Below are 15132 nucleotides of genomic sequence, written 5' to 3'. Positions count from 1 at the left end.
CGGATCACGCGGTCTCCGTCCGGGAGAGCGCGGCGAGCAGCGGCAGGCGAGCCCGGACCTGCCAGACGCCGTCGCCGGCCGTGCCGGCGCGCAGGCCGCCCCCCGCGCTGGTCAGCCTCTCCTGCAGACCCGTGAGGCCGTAGCCGGGCAGGGCCGCGGGCCTGAGCACTCCGTCGTTGTGGACCGAGACGACCACGTGCCGCTGTTCGACCTGTATGCGCACGGTCACCGTGCGGCAGGCGGGAGCGTGCTTGCGGATGTTGGTCAGGGCTTCCATCACCACGCGGTGGACGATGTCGGCCGCGTCCGTCGGAAGCCGCTCGGTGGGTCCGTCCTCGACGAGTCGCACGGACACGCCACCGGTGTCGAAGTCCGCCACCAGTGCCCGTACGGCGGCCATGCCGCCCGGCGGGGTGAGCGGAGCGCCGGGATCATCCGCCCTCAGCGCACCGACCATGCGGCGCAAGGACACGAGCGCCTCGGCACCAGTGTCCTCGATGCGGCGCAGGGCGGCCGGCACCAGGTCGGGCCGCTTGTCGGCGACGGCGGCAGCGCCCTGGGCCTGGACGACGATGCCCGTCACATGATGGGCGACGTAGTCATGGAGGTCCCTGGCCAGCCGCACACGTTGCTCGAGGCGGACGCGGTACTCCCGTTGCCGCCGGTCGGCCACGACGAGCCGGGCGGTTACCGCGGCGCCCGCCACCGCTACGGCGACCAAGGTGGAGACGAAGGCGACGATGACGCTGCCCTCCCGGACCTCCACCGCGAGGGGGCGCGACACCACGGCGGCGATCAACGCCACCGTCCCCACCGCAGCGGGGGCGGCCGCACCGCGCCGGGCCGTGAGCGCCAGGACGATCAGCAGCGCGACCGGTTCGAAGGCGCAGTACGCCGTGGACGCACCGTGGCCCGCGCGCACATGCATCGTCGTGGTGCAGGCCAGCGACGCCGCGGCGGCTGCGAGGCCCGCGCAGGCCGTGACCTGGGGACTCGCCCCGCGCCGCGTGGTCCAGGGCAGAGCGAGCAGGGCGAGCGCCGATGTCAGCGCCGAAACACCCAGCAACGGGCCCGTGACCGGCTGGCGGAAGGTTCCCCACCGCAGGTCGAGCGGTGCGGCGGCTGCCGCGAGAAGGAGCAGGGCGGACCACCGCAGTACGGGAGCACGGCGCACGAGGGTGGGCGGCCGAGGCCGGCGGTAGGACATGTGGTGAAGGGTAAGACAACCGGCCCGCCCATCCCTCTGCCGAAAGTCGTAGGGGCAGCCCGGGGGACCTGTCTTTCGCCGGATCCGCACAGTGGCCGCGTCCAGGAGGGTTGTCACCGATCCCCGTCGACATTCGGAGCAACTGACACATGAACGTGACCCTGACCATCGAAGCGACGTACGTCCTGGGGCCCGCCCTCGCCGTCTTCCTCGCTGTGGCCGCCGTGCGCCACCGCCACGCGCGGCCGGGCTGGACGGGCCGGCACGCGGTGCTGCGGAGCGTCACGTTCCTCTACGCCGCGGCCGTGCTGTCGATCACGGTCTTCCCCCTGGAGGTGACCTGGGGCAAGTACGCCAATCAGATGCCGTGGTGGAACCAGATCAACTTCGTGCCGCTGGTCACCGCCGACGTGACCGCGGTGCCGAACATCCTGATGTTCGTGCCGCTCGGCATCCTGCTGCCCCTCCTCACGCAGGTGAACGGCACGGCCCGGGCCGTCGGGGCGAGCGCGCTGGCGAGCCTGTGCATCGAGTTGGCGCAACTGCTGTCGTACGTGTGCTTCAACAACGGCCGCGCCGTCGACGTCAACGACCTGCTCGCCAACACGCTGGGCGGGCTCTTCGGCTACCTCCTCGTGCGCCTCGCTCTCACCCGGCCCTCGTCACGTGAGCTGCTTCAGGGCTACGCGCTGCCCCGCTCCACCGCGGGCCGGCCGGTCGCGACGGCGGTCGCATGATCGGTTGGACGGCGGAGAACGTGCCAGCCGCCTGTCCATGACGGGCATGGCAGCACCGGCCAGAGCACCTCCCTCCGGCCGCACACCGTCCTGCGGTTGCCGAGCCGTGCCCTTGTGCTGCCCGCTGCTCACGTGGCGGGCCGCCCATTCCTTTATCGGAAGGACCGAGTTGAGTCCGTAAAGGTTGCCGATGGCGAAGGTGTAGCTCCGCCAGGTCTGTGACCACTGCGTGAAGGCACCTTCGTCACCGAACCAGCACCCGTTGGCACAGTCCAGGTTGAAATCGAGGGTGTCCACCTGGTTCCCCGGGTTCCATGCCTTGTAGTAGGAGATGCTGTAGCCGTTGTTCTTGAACTTCGGGCACAGCTCCCCCCAACCCTGGTGGCTCACGCAGGTGCCCCGGTCGTCGCCCTGCGCGGCACCGCGGTCGTCGCCGGCAATGCGGCGCCGAGTGCGATCCCAGCTCGAGACAGTGTTCTCATGGTCCTACAGCTCCTTGGCCAACTCGGAAAGCGTCGAAGCGCTACTGACGTGAGCAGCCTGACGGAGTGCATTGCTCAGAGAACAGTTCGTACGGTGCTCACTGTTGCCCAGCCAGCTCGATAGCCGTGGATCGTCGGCAGCAGACCGGTGGACGACAGGGGGTGAGGGTGGTTCCGGCTCCCGTCGTCGTGTCCTGCGCCGTCCCTGCCGGGCAAGAGGCCGACCGGGGCCGAGCAGGCGGTTCCACGTCCTGTACCGGCGTCCCACGCCATGGGCATCTCCGCAGGTGAGTCTCCGTTTCAGCGTTCCAGCCATCCCTGGTGCGCGGTGAGCGTCACACGTGGGACAACGGATGCCTCAGGCTGATCACAGCAAAGCCGCCACGTCGCCGGCTTCATGGCTGACAGCATCCGGCAGCCACTTCCGACCCACCCGGCGGCGACCGCCGGGAGCACTCGGACACGAAGCGATTCGTCCGCGAACTGCAAGCGGAGCACGGGACGACTCTGCTCGCCTGCGCGGCCCGCCGTCTGGACGACGACTGGCACCGCGCCCAGGACCTGGTACAGGAGACCGCCCTACGCACCTGACCCCCGGCCCCTCGCTCATCCTCTGCGCGGACGGGATCCGGCCGTGGTTGTTCCGTGTCCTGCGGAACCTGGTGATCGACGAACACCGCATGTCGGAGTTTCTGGGCATCCCACCCAAAACGGTGAGGTCGCGCGCCTACTACGCGATCCGTGCGCTCAAGCGTGCCCTGGTCGCGCGCGGCGTCGCCGGCTGAACGGCCCGTGCCCCGTTACCCACGCGGACGGCGGGGAACGGGGGCGGCAGGCAGGGCTCGTGTGTCTACGGAACCAGGACGACCTTGCCGACCACGGTGCCGGATTCCGCGAGCCGTACGGCTTTTGCGACATCCGTGAGCGGGACCCGCGCAGCGACCTGGGGAACCAGTCGACCGTCGGCGAGGAGGGCGAAGACCTGGGCCAGATCGGCGTGCAGCCTGGCGCGGAAGGCATCGAGCCGACGGTGCCCGGCCCAGATGTTGTAGAAGTGGGCGCCCTTGCCGTTGGGCAGCGCGTTCCAGAGCATCAGGCGGGTGAACAGCTTGAGAACCGGCGCCTTGGACGAGCCCTGTACATCGCGGGTCGAGGCGGTTCCGTAGGAGACGAGCGTGCCCTTGGCGGCGAGCAGGCGATAGGAGACGAGGATGCCCTCACCGCCGACGTGGTCGAACACCGCGTCGTAGCCCTGCGGAGCGTGGCCGCGCAGTCGGCTTTCCAAGTCGGGGGCACGGTAGTCGACGGGGACCGCACCCAGCGCCCGGACGGCGTCGTGATGCTTGGCCGAGGCGGTGCCGATGACCCGGGCTCCGGCTATGCGGGCGAGTTGGACCAGCGTGGAGCCGACGCCGCCGTTCGCACCGTGCACGAGGACCGTGTCGCCGGGACGGACCTTCGCGAGACGGTGGAGCATCTGCCAGGCGGTGATGCCGTTGACCACGAAAGTCTCCGCCTCGGCGGATTCGACGGATTCGGGCACCGCGCTCAGGTCGCCCGCTCCGACGGTGACATGGCTCGCCCACGCACCGGTCTTGGTCAGAACCGCGAAGCGCCGGCCCAGCAGTTCGCCGGGGACGCCCTCGCCCACGTCGACGGCCCGACCGACGAGGTCGTAGCCGGGGACGAAGGGGAACGGCGGCTGGTCGTAGTACTTGCCGCGGCGCATCTGCTGCTCGGCGAACGAGATCCCGGCGGCCTCCATCGCCAGGACGACCTGTCCGGGGCCGGCCGGGCGGGCGGGACGGGTGCGGACCTGGATGCCGTCCGGGTCAACGATGCCGGGCAGCACCGCTTCGATGACGGTGGCCAAGCCGACGGGGGCGCTGGTGCGGAAGTCGGTCATGGAGATGCTCCTTGTCAGGTGTGAGACGTGCTGTGCATCAGAGCCATTACCATGAGTGATTAACCACTCATTTAGCAGGCCCGAAAAAAGGCGGCCTGCCGAACTCGCGTGCGGGGCCGCCCATGGACGGGAGGTCAGAAGTGCGTGATCCCGGCGGTCAGGGTACGGGTCCAGGGCGCCGAGACCGCCTCGGCGTCGATCGAAACCAGCAGGTGACAGAGCATGCCGATGGCGAAGAACTCCTGGACCTGCTCATCGCTCCCCCCGGAGGCGCTCCGAACGTATTCGACGGTGCGGGCGTATCCCCTCCGCACCGCCTCCCTGACCGCCGGCTCCGAAACGGCGGCCGCCTGGGCGTGCAACTGGACCAGCATCAGGTCGTTGTCAACGATCAAGCGGGCATAGGCGTCCCCCATGGAGGCGAGAACCGTCTCGGGATCACCACTTCGCGCGCTCGCCGCGCCGGCCTCAAGAGCCGAACGGACTCGAATGAAGCAATGGTCGACGACCGCGGTGAACAGCGCCTCCTTGTTCGGGAAGAGGCGGTAGACGTATGCCTGCGAGATGCCCGCAGCCTTGGCCACGTCCGTGGTCGTGGTCCCGAAATACCCTCGGGCCGCGAACGCTCCGATGGCCGTGCGCAGCACCGTCTCTCTGCGCTCTTCCGCTGTTGACAGCTGGCGGCGTTCCGTCTTCATGTAAGTACTCAACCACTCATGTGCCAGAGCGTCAAGCGACAGGAACGAGAAAAGCACCCCGCAGTGCAGGTTGACGCCATCAGGCGATAGTGTTTGGCTAATCACACACTCGGAATCGTCAGGTCGTTCAGCGCAGGAGGAGTTCCACGTGACCGGCGGCGCTCCCAATGTCATGGCGAGCCGTCTCCAGCGCGGACGCGACCGGGTGTTCACCGGGCGCACAGCCGAACTCGCCGTTTTTCGCGCCGCGCTGGCCGGTGGCGACAACGCGCCCGCCGTGATCTTCGTGCTCGGGCCCGGTGGTATCGGCAAATCGATGCTGCTGCGTCGCCTCGCGGCCGAGGCACGGGCGGCCGGCCGGCCGGTGCTGGAGATCGACGGCCGCATCGCTCCGCCGACGCCGGAGACGTTCGAACGGGAGGCCGAGGCGGCCTTCACGAGGGACGACACGGTCCTGATCATCGACACCTTCGAACGCTGCCAGCGCCTGGAAGGATGGCTGCGTGAGAGGTTCCTGCCACGGTTGCCGGACGGCGTGGTGGTGGTGATCGCGGGGCGGCAGGCACCGGATGCCGACTAGACCTCCGACCCGGGGTGGACGGACCTGCTCCACCCCATGGCACTGCGCAATCTGTTACCCGACGAGGCCACCTCTCTGCTGCGCGCCTGCGGAGTGCCCCGGGACAGTCAGGCGGAGCTCCTGGCGTTCACGGGGGGCATCCGCTGGCCCTGGCCCTGGCCCTGGCCGCCGCCCTGGCGGTCCGGGACACGGAACGCACCACTCGCTGGAAGCCCAGCCTGGACGTTGTCGGCACTCTGTTCGCCCGGCTGGTCGGTGAGGTGCCCTCACCGCTGCACCGGCGGGCGCTGGAAGTGTGTGCCCGCGCCCATGTCACCACTGAGACGCTGTCGCGGGCCGCCTTGGGGGATGACGCGACCGCGTCGTTCGCCTGGCTGTGTGAACTGCCCTTCATCGAGACCACGCTGGACGGCCTGTTCCCGCACGACGTGGTCCGCCAGGCTCTCGAGGAGGACATGCGCTGGCGCGACCCGGACGGCTACGCGGAACTGAACGGCCTGCTCGGCCGCCATCTCTTCGAGCAGATCCGCACCTCGCCCGTGAACGGCACGCTGTCCGCCGTACGTTCCTTCCTGTTCCTGCACCGCGACGACCGGTGCATGTCGGACTTCAACACCTGGCGGGGAACGGGTGAGGTCCGGCTGACACCGTATGAGGCCGACGACCGGCACAGGATCGAAGCACTGGCGACCGAGGTCGAGGGCAGCGAGTCCGCGGTTCTCGCGCGGGCATGGCTGGAACGCCGTCCGGATGCGTTCCGGGTATGCCGCACCGCGCGGGAGAACAAGGCGGTGGGCTTCTCCGCCTGGCTGCGGCTCACCGAGGTCCCGGACGCGTTCCCCGACCCGGTGGCCGAGGCTGCATGGAACCACGCCCGGGCCACCCAGCCCGTCCGCGACGGCGAACACATCGCGGTAGCCCGCTTCTCGGTGACGTCTCCGAAGTACCCGAGGATCTCCCCGGTCGAGAACCTGCACCAGTGGCGGACGCTGGCGGAGGTGGCGAAGACCGAGGGCAGGGTGGCATGGATGTACATCGTCGTACGGGAGGGAACGTTCTGGACCCCGTACATGACCAGTCTCGGCCTGCGTCCCATCGCGGAGCGGCCCCGGGGTGGGCACCCTGACCTACACGCTGTTCGCCATCGACTGGCGGATCCAGCCGGTGTGCGCCTGGGCCGAGGAGAAGACCCGGCTGATGCTGTCCCCCACCCGGGGCGGCCCGCCCACCACGGAAGCGGACAGCGAACAGGCCCAGCCGCGCACGGAGTTCACCGTCCTGTCGCGCCCCGAATTCGACGCCGCACTGCGCGACGCCCTCCGCAGTTTCTCCAGGCCACGGGAACTGTCCTCCAATCCGCTCACGCGCAGCAGGCTGACAGCGGAGTCGGATCGCACGCTGCCGCAGATCCTCGCGGACGCGGTCGAGGGCCTGCGCACGGAACCGGGCGGAGAGAAGCACTACCGCGCGGTGTCCCAGACCTACCTCACCAAGGGCACGCCCACCCAGCAGGCCGTCGCCGCACGGCTGGGGCTGCCGTTCAGTACCTACCGCAGACACCTGACCGGGGGCATCGCCCGGCTGAGCGACGCGCTCTGGCGGCAGGAAATCTACGGGAACCCGGGCGCGACCGGCGGTCAGGTACACCACTCGGCCGAGCGCCCGAAGGCCACCGGTTGACCCTCCGCCTTCCCGCCCGGGCGGTGAGGGCGAGGAGCAGATGCGCGAACCGCTCGCGCGCCTCCGACCGAACGGATCGCATCCTCGCGGCAACCTCGCACCACATTGACCGACCGTACCCTCACAGACCAGCCGGGCGGCCGTATCACCCCTGCCCGGCCGGGAGCGGCCGGGCATTACCCGCTGGCAACCGGGCCCAGCTCCCAGGCCGCGCTCACACTGCCGTCACGGCCTTCGAGCACAGCCCGGGCCCTGTCCTCGCGCACCAACATCACCGCAATGAACCGGCGGTGATACCGAGACCTACGGCCACCACCGCGTACGTCCGCTACCCACCCGCACCGCAACAGAGCCCGACACGCTCACGCCCTCACCGTCGGCTCTCCCAGTCCCGCAGCCATTGTCCGAACTCGGCGGCGACGATGCGCTCGTCGTGCACGCCGGCTGCGTCGTCGGAGGCCAGCCAGACGATGGGCGGGCCCATCACCGCGGGGCTCAGGAACCCGTGGCCCTCGGGGGCGACGTCCTGGGGCAGCATCCCGGTGACCGTCGCGCCTCCGGGCAGCAGCAGGTTGACGGTGACGCCCGTGCCCCGCAGGTCGGCCGCCATGACGCGGGACAGCGCCTCGCTGCCGGCACGTGACGGCCCGTAGGGAACGAAGCCGGCGCGTCGCATGGTTGAGTGGTTGATCGAAATGTTGACGATGCGGCCACCGCCGGAAGCCAGCATCCGTGGCGTGATCTCGCGGGCGACCAGGAAGTAGCCGGTCAGGTTGGTGTCGATCACCGCGCGGAAGGCGTCGGACGGCACCTCCCAGAAGCCCTGCGGCTGTGTCATGAAGCGAGGGTTGACCGTGAGCATGCCGATGCCGGCGTTGTTCACCAGCATGTCGATGCCGCCGAGCCGCGACCACACCCGGTCGACGGCCCTGGCCACCGACGACTCGTCGCGCACGTCCATTTCCACGCCGGTCGCCCCCGGCAGGCCCGCGGCGACGGACTTCGCACGCTCGCCGGACCGCCCGGTCAGCGCGACGGAGGCTCCCGCTGCGGCCAGGGCGGAGGCCATGGCGAGTCCGAGTCCGCTCGTCCCGCCGGTCACCAGCACCTTCATCGGATCACCTCTGTCCTGAGAACCGGCCTGGCCGGGTCAACGGTCGTACTCACCGCCGCGTTCACGGCCGCCGCCCGCGACCGTGGTCCTCGGTGGCAGGGCGTACCGGTGGGCGGAAGTCCGTGACCGGAACTCTACGGATTGGAGCACGCTCGAAGTCCGGCCGTGGCGGCTGCCGTGGTCTGTCCGGGTGACATGCCCGAGGTCGTACGGGTGTCGCCGCTCGGCGTCGTCCGGGTGGCCTGGCCTGCGTGCGCCTCGGCACGCCCCGTTGTTCCGTACCCTCGGTTCACGCTGGCTGCCGCCGGGGAATCCGTCACCCCGGTCGTCGGACGCGCGCGAGGCCCAGCCCGCACGGCCGCCGCGCCGCATGCCAGGCCGGCCAAGTCTCAGGTGACGAGGACGCGGCGCGACGTCCCGGGCGGGGATATCACACGGTGTCCACGGTCCGGGCGGAGGTTACGCGGCGAGGCGCTTCGCGAGCCTGCGCCTTGATGGCCGCGTCGTCGAAGGCACGCGCGCGGGACGCGCCGTAGAGGCGGACCCGTGCGGACATGGCCGGGTTGTGGAGGCTGCTGGGGGTCAGCGAGCTGGTCATCACCACCCGCAAGCACGCGTTCGGCCCGGTGCTGATGGATGTGCGTCGTCGGCGACCTGGTCGGGGCGGTGGTGCGGAGTTCCCAGCGGGTGCTGCCGGTGGGGCGGGCCGCGGATGCCGGGCGGGCGGGGCGGAACGGGTCGGAGATCATGGTGGCCGTCGCGCAGTGCTTCGAGGTCTGGCGGGAGCCGGTCGGCGAACGTAACCGTCCGCATCGCCCTGCCGGCCGATTCCGGTTCGCCATCGCAGGACGGCACCCCCTTCGGTGTCCCCTGGTCCAGGACGACGAGAACCATGTCCGGTCGGCGGTGGGCGCGGGCCGGCACCTGCCAGCCATACGCCCCCTACCGTGCGCGAGGGGGCCTGCACGCCGGTCACCGGCCGGGCGAAGTCGTTCATCAGGACGGGCAAGCCGCCGAGTCCCGGGTCTGCCGGCAGGACCGGTTCGGCCTCGCCAGACCGGTGAGAAGCCGATCAGCTCGTCGGGGCGTGTCCGCGGCAGAACCGACTGTCCCGGCGGCGCTGGCGCGGCCCGGCCCGGTGAGCAAGTGGCCGGCGCACTGCATGGCGTTCTATCGGCTGGGGCTGTCCGTAGTGGACACGACCAGGTGACCGTACCGGCGGCGCAGGTACGCACCGAGCGGAACTCCTGCTGCCCGCTGGTCTGGACAGCCACGGAATCGCCAGCCGGCCGATGTACTGCTCGGAAACCTCCTCCCATGCCCTGACCGGACGGCTCTCCGCCGGTCGGTCACGGTCGTCGTCCCGGGGTGGCCGGTTGACATATTTCGGACCGGTGTGAGTCTGAAGGAGACCCGGTTCCGCCGTCGCGTCACGTAGCGCCTGACAATGCCGCCCACCGGGTCAAGTCACCCACCCGCCAGTTCGCGGCGGCGACAGATGAACTCAGTCCCTGCTCGGCAGGGGGAGAGCTCGGGACGCGAAGTGAGGCGATCGAATGGACCGGATTCCCGAGGTGGCCGTGGTAGGAGCCGGCATCGTCGGCCTCTGCACCGCCTATGCACTGGCCGAACGCGGAACGACGGCGCGGGTCTACGAAAGCGGCGTTCCGGGCCACGGGCAGTCCGGTGGCCAGTCCCGCATCTTCCGCCACGCGCACGACGACGCCCGCCTGGTCGAATTCACCCGGCAGGGCCGCGCGGTCTGGAACGAGTGGGCCGACCGGTTGGGCGCCGAAATGATCTCCCGTGACGGAGTGGTCGCCCTGGGCGGTCCCGTTCCTGAGAGACTGCGCATTCTGCAGGATGCCGGCGGCATACCGGCCCGGACCGTGGACAGCGCCGAGCTTCACGCCCGCATGCCGCTGCTCGCCGACTACCGCGGTCCCGCGATGCTCGATGAGGACGGTGGCGCGATCCGCACCCGTGGGGCGGTCGAGAGGCTGGCCGACGCGCTGGGTGACTCTGTCGTCACCGACGAGGTCATCTCGCTGCATCCGACGGGCCGCGGCACGGTGGAGGTGCTCAGCGCCGTCGGCCGAGAGGAGTATGCGACGGCCGTGGTGTGCGCGGGCCTGGGCACGGCACGGCTGGCGCGCACCGTGGGGCTTTCGCTGCCCATCCGGCCGGCGGCCCACGTCCGCCTCACCTTCCAGGTCAGGGAAGCGCCCCCGGAACGCGTGGCCTGCCTGCAGGACAGCAGCGGCGACTTCGGCGAGGTCGGCGTGTACGCAACCCCCTACCCCGGCAACAGCCGATATGCGGTGGGCCTCAGCGAAACGGTCGAGGTACGGGAGGACAGCAGCTTCGCGGACCCCGGGGCACTGGTGGCGCTCAACGACCGCGCCCGTGCGTACGTCTCGCGCGCATTGCCCGGCCTCGACCCCGAGCCCGTCGAGTACCTGCACTGCTGGGTGACCAGCCTGCCGTGGAACGAAGACGGCATGGCGGTCTGGGAAGCCGACGGGATCTTCTTCGCCGCCGGGCACAACCTGTTCAAACAGGCACCTCGGCTGGGACGGGCATTGGCCGGGGCGGCCATGGCCGAAGAACTCGAGGAGAACCTGCGTCCAGCGGCAACACTCGGCCGGCCCCGCTGAACGCCCCGACAGTCGGTCGCTGGCGGTCGCCCGGGCCGGGTCGAGGTGGTGCAGTGGGTGGTGGGCAGTCTTGGTCACCGTTACATCGGCACCGTTGCATCGAGGAGAAAGCCATGGCGGATCCGCGGACAGTCGTCCTTCCTTGCGGGGTTGCGGTCCCGGCGCTCGGTCAGGGCACCTGGGGGATGGGGGAGGATCCCGGGCGCCGCGCGGCCGAGGTGTCGGCCCTGCGCGCCGGGCTGGACCTGGGGATGACCCTCGTGGACACCGCGGAGATGTACGGGGACGGCGCGGCGGAGGAAGTGGTGGCCGAGGCGGTGGCCGGGCGGCGGGACGAGGTCTTCCTGGTCAGCAAGGTGCTCCCCTACCACGCGGACGCCGGTGGAGTGGCCGAGGCATGCCGGGGAAGCCTGCGCCGTCTGCGCACGGACCGGATCGATCTGTACCTGCTGCACTGGCGTGGAGCCGTGCCGCTGGAGGAGACGGTCGTAGCGTTCGAGTCCCTGGTGCGGGAGGGTGCCATCCGCTCCTGGGGGGTGAGCAACCTGGACGTGGATGATCTCGCGGACCTGCCGCCCGGAGCCGGGCCGCAGACCGACCAGGTGTTGTACAACCTCAGCCGTCGAGGGCCTGAGTACAGTCTGCTGCCCAGGTGCCGTGAGCTGTCGATCCCCCTCATGGCGTACTCGCCGGTCGAGCAGGGCCGTCTGCTCGGCCACAGGGCGCTGCGGGGCGTGGCAGCCGCCCACGGTGCGACGCCCGCGCAGATCGCCCTGGCCTGGGTCCTGCGGCACGAGGACGTCATCGCCATCCCGAAGGCGTCCTCCCGCGCGCACGTCGAGGAGAACAGAGCGGCTCTGGAGGTGGACCTGACCGCCGAGGACCTCGCGACCCTGGACCAGGCGTTCCCGCCGCCGGGGAGCAAACGGCCGCTGGAGATGCTGTGACACCGCCGCAGCGCGCCCGACCGGGCTCTGCCCGGAACCGGGTGTGGCCGGACATCACCGGTGACGGAAGGGATGGATGGACGCCCTGAGATACGCCCACGAGCCGTCGCCGCCCGCCCGCCCGGGGCGGCCTGGCGCGGGGAGTGACCTGACGAGAAATCAGCGGTAGCGGGACGATCTTGCCTCCGGTCCGCTGGATGCTCTGACTGGTCAGCGGGCTCTGCGGCCCTCCGTATCCCCCTGCCAGGCGCCGTCGGGCCACGAGGCTGGGGTGGGCGGTGCGGTGGGGCGCGGTGCGGATGCTCGGCACGTTCCTGACCCAGGACCCCACGGCGGTCTCGGCCTCCGCACGCAGCCCGGGTGCTGGTCACGGGTGCCGCAGGCCTGCTACCCGCGGCACCCTGGCGTTTCCCTGCGACGATCCTGTGCCGGGATCCCGCGTCACCGGCCGGGTTGGAAAACGGCTCGTACGCATCCGTCGAGCTTCTCCTTGAAGAGGTGGTATCCCTTGGGCCCGTCGTCGAGGGACATGATGTGGGTAGCCAGGTGGGCCGTGTTCAGCTCACCCCTTTCCATGCGCTCCAGGAGCATGGGGATGTAGCGGTGGCCGTGCTGCTGGGCGCTGCGCAGGGTCAGGCCCTTGTTCATCACCGCCCCCAGCGGGAACTTGTCGACGAAGCCCGCGAAGACGCCGAGGATGAACACGCTGCCGCCCTTGCGACACGCCTGGATGGCCTGGCGTACGGCGGCGGGCCGGTCGGTCTGCAGGCGCAGCTGCTGTTTGGTCTGGTCGTAGAGCTGCTGGGCTCCGGAGCTGTGGGCTTCCATGCCGACGGCCTCGATGCACACGTCCGGGCCGCGGCCGCCGCTCATCTCGCGCAGCTCGGCGTCGATGTCGGTCTGCTCGTAGTTCAGGGTTTCCGCGCCGACGTGCCGGCGGGTCATGTCCAGACGGTACTCGAAGCGGTCGATGGCGATGACCCGGTCGGCGCCCAGCAGCAGCGCCGCCCGCGCAGCCATCTGGCCGACCGCTCCGCACCCCCACACGGCGACCACGTCGCCCGGCTTCACCCCGCCGAGGTCGGCACCCATCCAGCCGGTGGGCGCCGAGTCGGATGCGAACAGCACCGTGGTGTCGTCCAGGGCGTCCGGCACCGGGAAGGCCCCCTGGTCCGCGAACGGGACGCGAATGTACTCGGCATGGCTGCCGGCGAAGCCGCCCAGGGCATGGGAGTAGCCGTAGCAGCCGCCCGGGGCGGAACCCCAGAGGTGCTCGGTGATGCCGGGATTGGTGTTGCCGTTGTCGCAGAGGGAGAAGAGGCCCTGCCTGCAGTACCAGCAGCGGCCGCAGGAGATGAAGGAGCAGACCACCACGCGATCGCCCGCCTTGTGCCGCTTCACCTGCGGTCCGGTCTCGACGACCTCGCCGATGAATTCGTGGCCGAGGATGTCGCCGGCCCGCATGAACGGGATGTACCCGCCCAGCAGGTGCAGGTCTGAGCCGCAGGTCACGGTCTGCGACACTTTGACGATCGCGTCCTGCTCGTTGCGGATCGCGGGGTCGGGTGTCTGCTCGACGGACAGGTCGTTGGTGCCCTGCCAGGTCAGTGCCTTCACAGCCGTCCCTCCCCTTGCGCCTTTTCGATCAACTTGTCCAGCGGGCGCCCGGTGAGCGTGGGCCGGTTGGTCGACGGCCGGTCGGGGAGGAGGATCTCTCCCGTCTCGACCAGCGCCTTCGCCTGCCGCAGCGCGGTCCGCAGCTCCTGGACCGTGGCGTGTCCGGTGACCGGCTCGGCGGTGTCGCGCGGCCCGGCGTGCTCCTGGTCGTGCAGCCGGCAGGCCAGTTCCGTCCCGCGTTCCCCGGGGGCGGGGCGCAGCTGGGTGTCGATGGTGTCGCCGAGTCGGGCGAGCGGCTCCGGCAGCTTCCCGCCGGGCGCCACCTCCTCGGCGGACGCGCACACCGTCATCACGTGCCACCGCGGCTCGGTCTCCCCGGTGTGGGAGGCTCCCGACCGGATGGCTTCGCCGGCGCGGCGGGCCACTGAGACCGCGGCCCCCAGGGCCTCGGATCCCATGCTGACCACGTTGGAGACCGCGCCGCCTGCTGTGGGCTTCTTCACGACTTCGTTCCCTTCTGAACGGCGATGTCCCAGGCCGCCCGCGGTCGCATGGGTCCTCGGAACCTCCTGCGGGCGCTAGGGGCGCGGCTCTCGTTGCCCGGCTAGGCGCCGGATACCGGGCGGCCGGCATGGGCGAACTGCTCGACGATGGCGGCGCAGAAGGCCGGCAGGTCCGCGGGCGACCGGCTCGAGGTGAACTGGCCGTCGATGACGACCTCCTCGTCGACGACCTCGGCTCCCGCGTTCCGCAGATCCGTGCGGACGCTCGGCCACGAGGTGAGGCGGCGTCCGCGTACGACATCGGCCTCCACCAGGGTCCACGGGCCGTGGCAGAGCGTGGCCACGGGCTTGCCCGAGTTCACGAAGGCCTTGACGAAGCCGACGGCGTCCTTGTCGACACGGAGCTGGTCGGGGTTCATCGTGCCGCCGGGCAGCAGCAGGGCGTCGTAGTCGTCGGCGGAGGCGTCCGAGACGAGCCGGTCGACGGGGAAGGTCCCCGCGGAGTTCAGGTCCCACTGGCGGGCCTGGATTTCGCCGGGATGGATGGAGAGGACCTCTGTCTTCGCCCCGGCGCCGTGCAGAGCGCCACGCGGCTGATCGAGCTCGACGCGCTCGACGCCGTCGGCCGCCAGGATCGCGATCTTCCGACCGCGGAGTTCGTGTGTCATGTACTCATCCCTTCAGTGAGTGGCTGGTGAGGGCTGCCGCCATCTCGCAGCGGGGACGTGACGCGCGCCAGGGGCTTGATGAGTGCCATCACCAGCGCAGCCATGGCTTGACTTCAGAAGCGGATGCGGATCCGGTCCGCCGCGTACGCGCGTGTCAATCGGGTCCGCCGTCCGCTCTGCCGGGGCCGGACACCGTTCGCCGGCCGGCCCGGTCCTGGGAGAGGAGGCGGGCGGCGGCCCGGGACTCCCTACTTCTTGTGGCCGTTGCCGTGTCCGTCGGGGTGCAGGACGACCTTGGTCCAGCCCTCGTCACGGGCGTCGAAGTGCTCGTAGGCG

The 15132-nt window shown here is 70.4% G+C and carries 14 protein-coding genes; 6 read left to right on the top strand and 8 right to left on the bottom strand.

The features are described 5' to 3' along the window. Positions 1-4: 4 nt before the first annotated feature. Positions 5-1207 carry a sensor histidine kinase gene (locus tag ACZ5DC_RS38590; protein WP_468660830.1) on the bottom strand — a complete coding sequence of 401 codons (1203 nt, stop codon included), beginning with the start codon at positions 1205-1207 and terminating at the stop codon, positions 5-7. Between the two features lie 149 nt (positions 1208-1356). Between ACZ5DC_RS38590 and ACZ5DC_RS38585 the strand changes: the two genes are divergently transcribed. Further along, entirely contained in the window at positions 1357-1944 is a 588-nt protein-coding gene (locus ACZ5DC_RS38585; protein WP_468660828.1) for a VanZ family protein, read from the top strand. 1144 nt (positions 1945-3088) lie between these two features. Further along, the gene (locus tag ACZ5DC_RS38580) at positions 3089-3211 is read left to right on the top strand and encodes a hypothetical protein (protein WP_468660826.1); all 123 of its coding nucleotides are present in this window, start codon (positions 3089-3091) and stop codon (positions 3209-3211) included. Positions 3212-3276: 65 nt separating this feature from the next. Here ACZ5DC_RS38580 and ACZ5DC_RS38575 read toward each other — a convergent pair whose 3' ends face one another. Together ACZ5DC_RS38575 and ACZ5DC_RS38570 are read right to left on the bottom strand one after the other, a co-directional pair. Continuing rightward, positions 3277-4332 carry a medium chain dehydrogenase/reductase family protein gene (locus ACZ5DC_RS38575; protein WP_468660824.1) on the bottom strand — a complete coding sequence of 352 codons (1056 nt, stop codon included), beginning with the start codon at positions 4330-4332 and terminating at the stop codon, positions 3277-3279. 134 nt (positions 4333-4466) lie between these two features. Next, complete coding sequence (locus tag ACZ5DC_RS38570) at positions 4467-5030, bottom strand: TetR/AcrR family transcriptional regulator (RefSeq protein ID WP_468660822.1); 564 nt, start codon at positions 5028-5030, stop codon at positions 4467-4469. 148 nt (positions 5031-5178) lie between these two features. On the opposite strand from ACZ5DC_RS38570, the gene ACZ5DC_RS38565 reads away from it, so the two are divergent. Both ACZ5DC_RS38565 and ACZ5DC_RS38560 read left to right on the top strand, forming a co-directional pair. After that, entirely contained in the window at positions 5179-5610 is a 432-nt protein-coding gene (locus tag ACZ5DC_RS38565; RefSeq protein WP_468660821.1) for a P-loop NTPase, read from the top strand. Positions 5611-6723: 1113 nt separating this feature from the next. Next, entirely contained in the window at positions 6724-7290 is a 567-nt protein-coding gene (locus tag ACZ5DC_RS38560; protein WP_468660819.1) for a hypothetical protein, read from the top strand. A 370-nt stretch (positions 7291-7660) separates the two neighbouring features. Here the strand turns inward: ACZ5DC_RS38560 and ACZ5DC_RS38555 are convergent, their stop codons facing one another. Together ACZ5DC_RS38555 and ACZ5DC_RS38550 are read right to left on the bottom strand one after the other, a co-directional pair. Beyond that, positions 7661-8404 (bottom strand): SDR family NAD(P)-dependent oxidoreductase, encoded by a 744-nt coding sequence (locus ACZ5DC_RS38555; RefSeq protein ID WP_468660817.1) that lies wholly within the window; start codon positions 8402-8404, stop codon positions 7661-7663. Between the two features lie 430 nt (positions 8405-8834). Further along, positions 8835-9002: a hypothetical protein gene (locus ACZ5DC_RS38550; RefSeq protein ID WP_468660815.1), complete on the bottom strand. Its 168-nt coding sequence runs from the start codon at positions 9000-9002 to the stop codon at positions 8835-8837. Between the two features lie 958 nt (positions 9003-9960). Between ACZ5DC_RS38550 and ACZ5DC_RS38545 the strand changes: the two genes are divergently transcribed. Next, positions 9961-11061: an NAD(P)/FAD-dependent oxidoreductase gene (locus ACZ5DC_RS38545; RefSeq protein ID WP_468660813.1), complete on the top strand. Its 1101-nt coding sequence runs from the start codon at positions 9961-9963 to the stop codon at positions 11059-11061. A gap of 113 nt (positions 11062-11174) precedes the next feature. Then, positions 11175-12008, top strand: a complete 834-nt coding sequence (locus tag ACZ5DC_RS38540; protein WP_468660811.1) for an aldo/keto reductase — start codon at positions 11175-11177, stop codon at positions 12006-12008. Between the two features lie 441 nt (positions 12009-12449). Here the strand turns inward: ACZ5DC_RS38540 and ACZ5DC_RS38535 are convergent, their stop codons facing one another. The 3 genes from ACZ5DC_RS38535 to ACZ5DC_RS38525 all read right to left on the bottom strand — a co-directional run bounded on the left by ACZ5DC_RS38535 (position 12450) and on the right by ACZ5DC_RS38525 (position 14796). Beyond that, positions 12450-13625 (bottom strand): zinc-dependent alcohol dehydrogenase, encoded by a 1176-nt coding sequence (locus tag ACZ5DC_RS38535; RefSeq protein WP_468660809.1) that lies wholly within the window; start codon positions 13623-13625, stop codon positions 12450-12452. After that, positions 13622-14128, bottom strand: coding sequence for a hypothetical protein (locus ACZ5DC_RS38530; RefSeq protein WP_468660807.1), 507 nt, complete (start codon positions 14126-14128; stop codon positions 13622-13624). Before ACZ5DC_RS38530 ends, ACZ5DC_RS38535 begins: the two co-directional genes overlap by 4 nt. Positions 14129-14229: 101 nt before the next feature. After that, positions 14230-14796, bottom strand: a complete 567-nt coding sequence (locus tag ACZ5DC_RS38525; protein WP_468660805.1) for a type 1 glutamine amidotransferase domain-containing protein — start codon at positions 14794-14796, stop codon at positions 14230-14232. Positions 14797-15132 lie beyond the last annotated feature (336 nt).

The organism is Streptomyces sp. NPDC031445, assembly GCF_055581365.1.
This window is presented reverse-complemented; position numbering and strand designations above follow the sequence as displayed.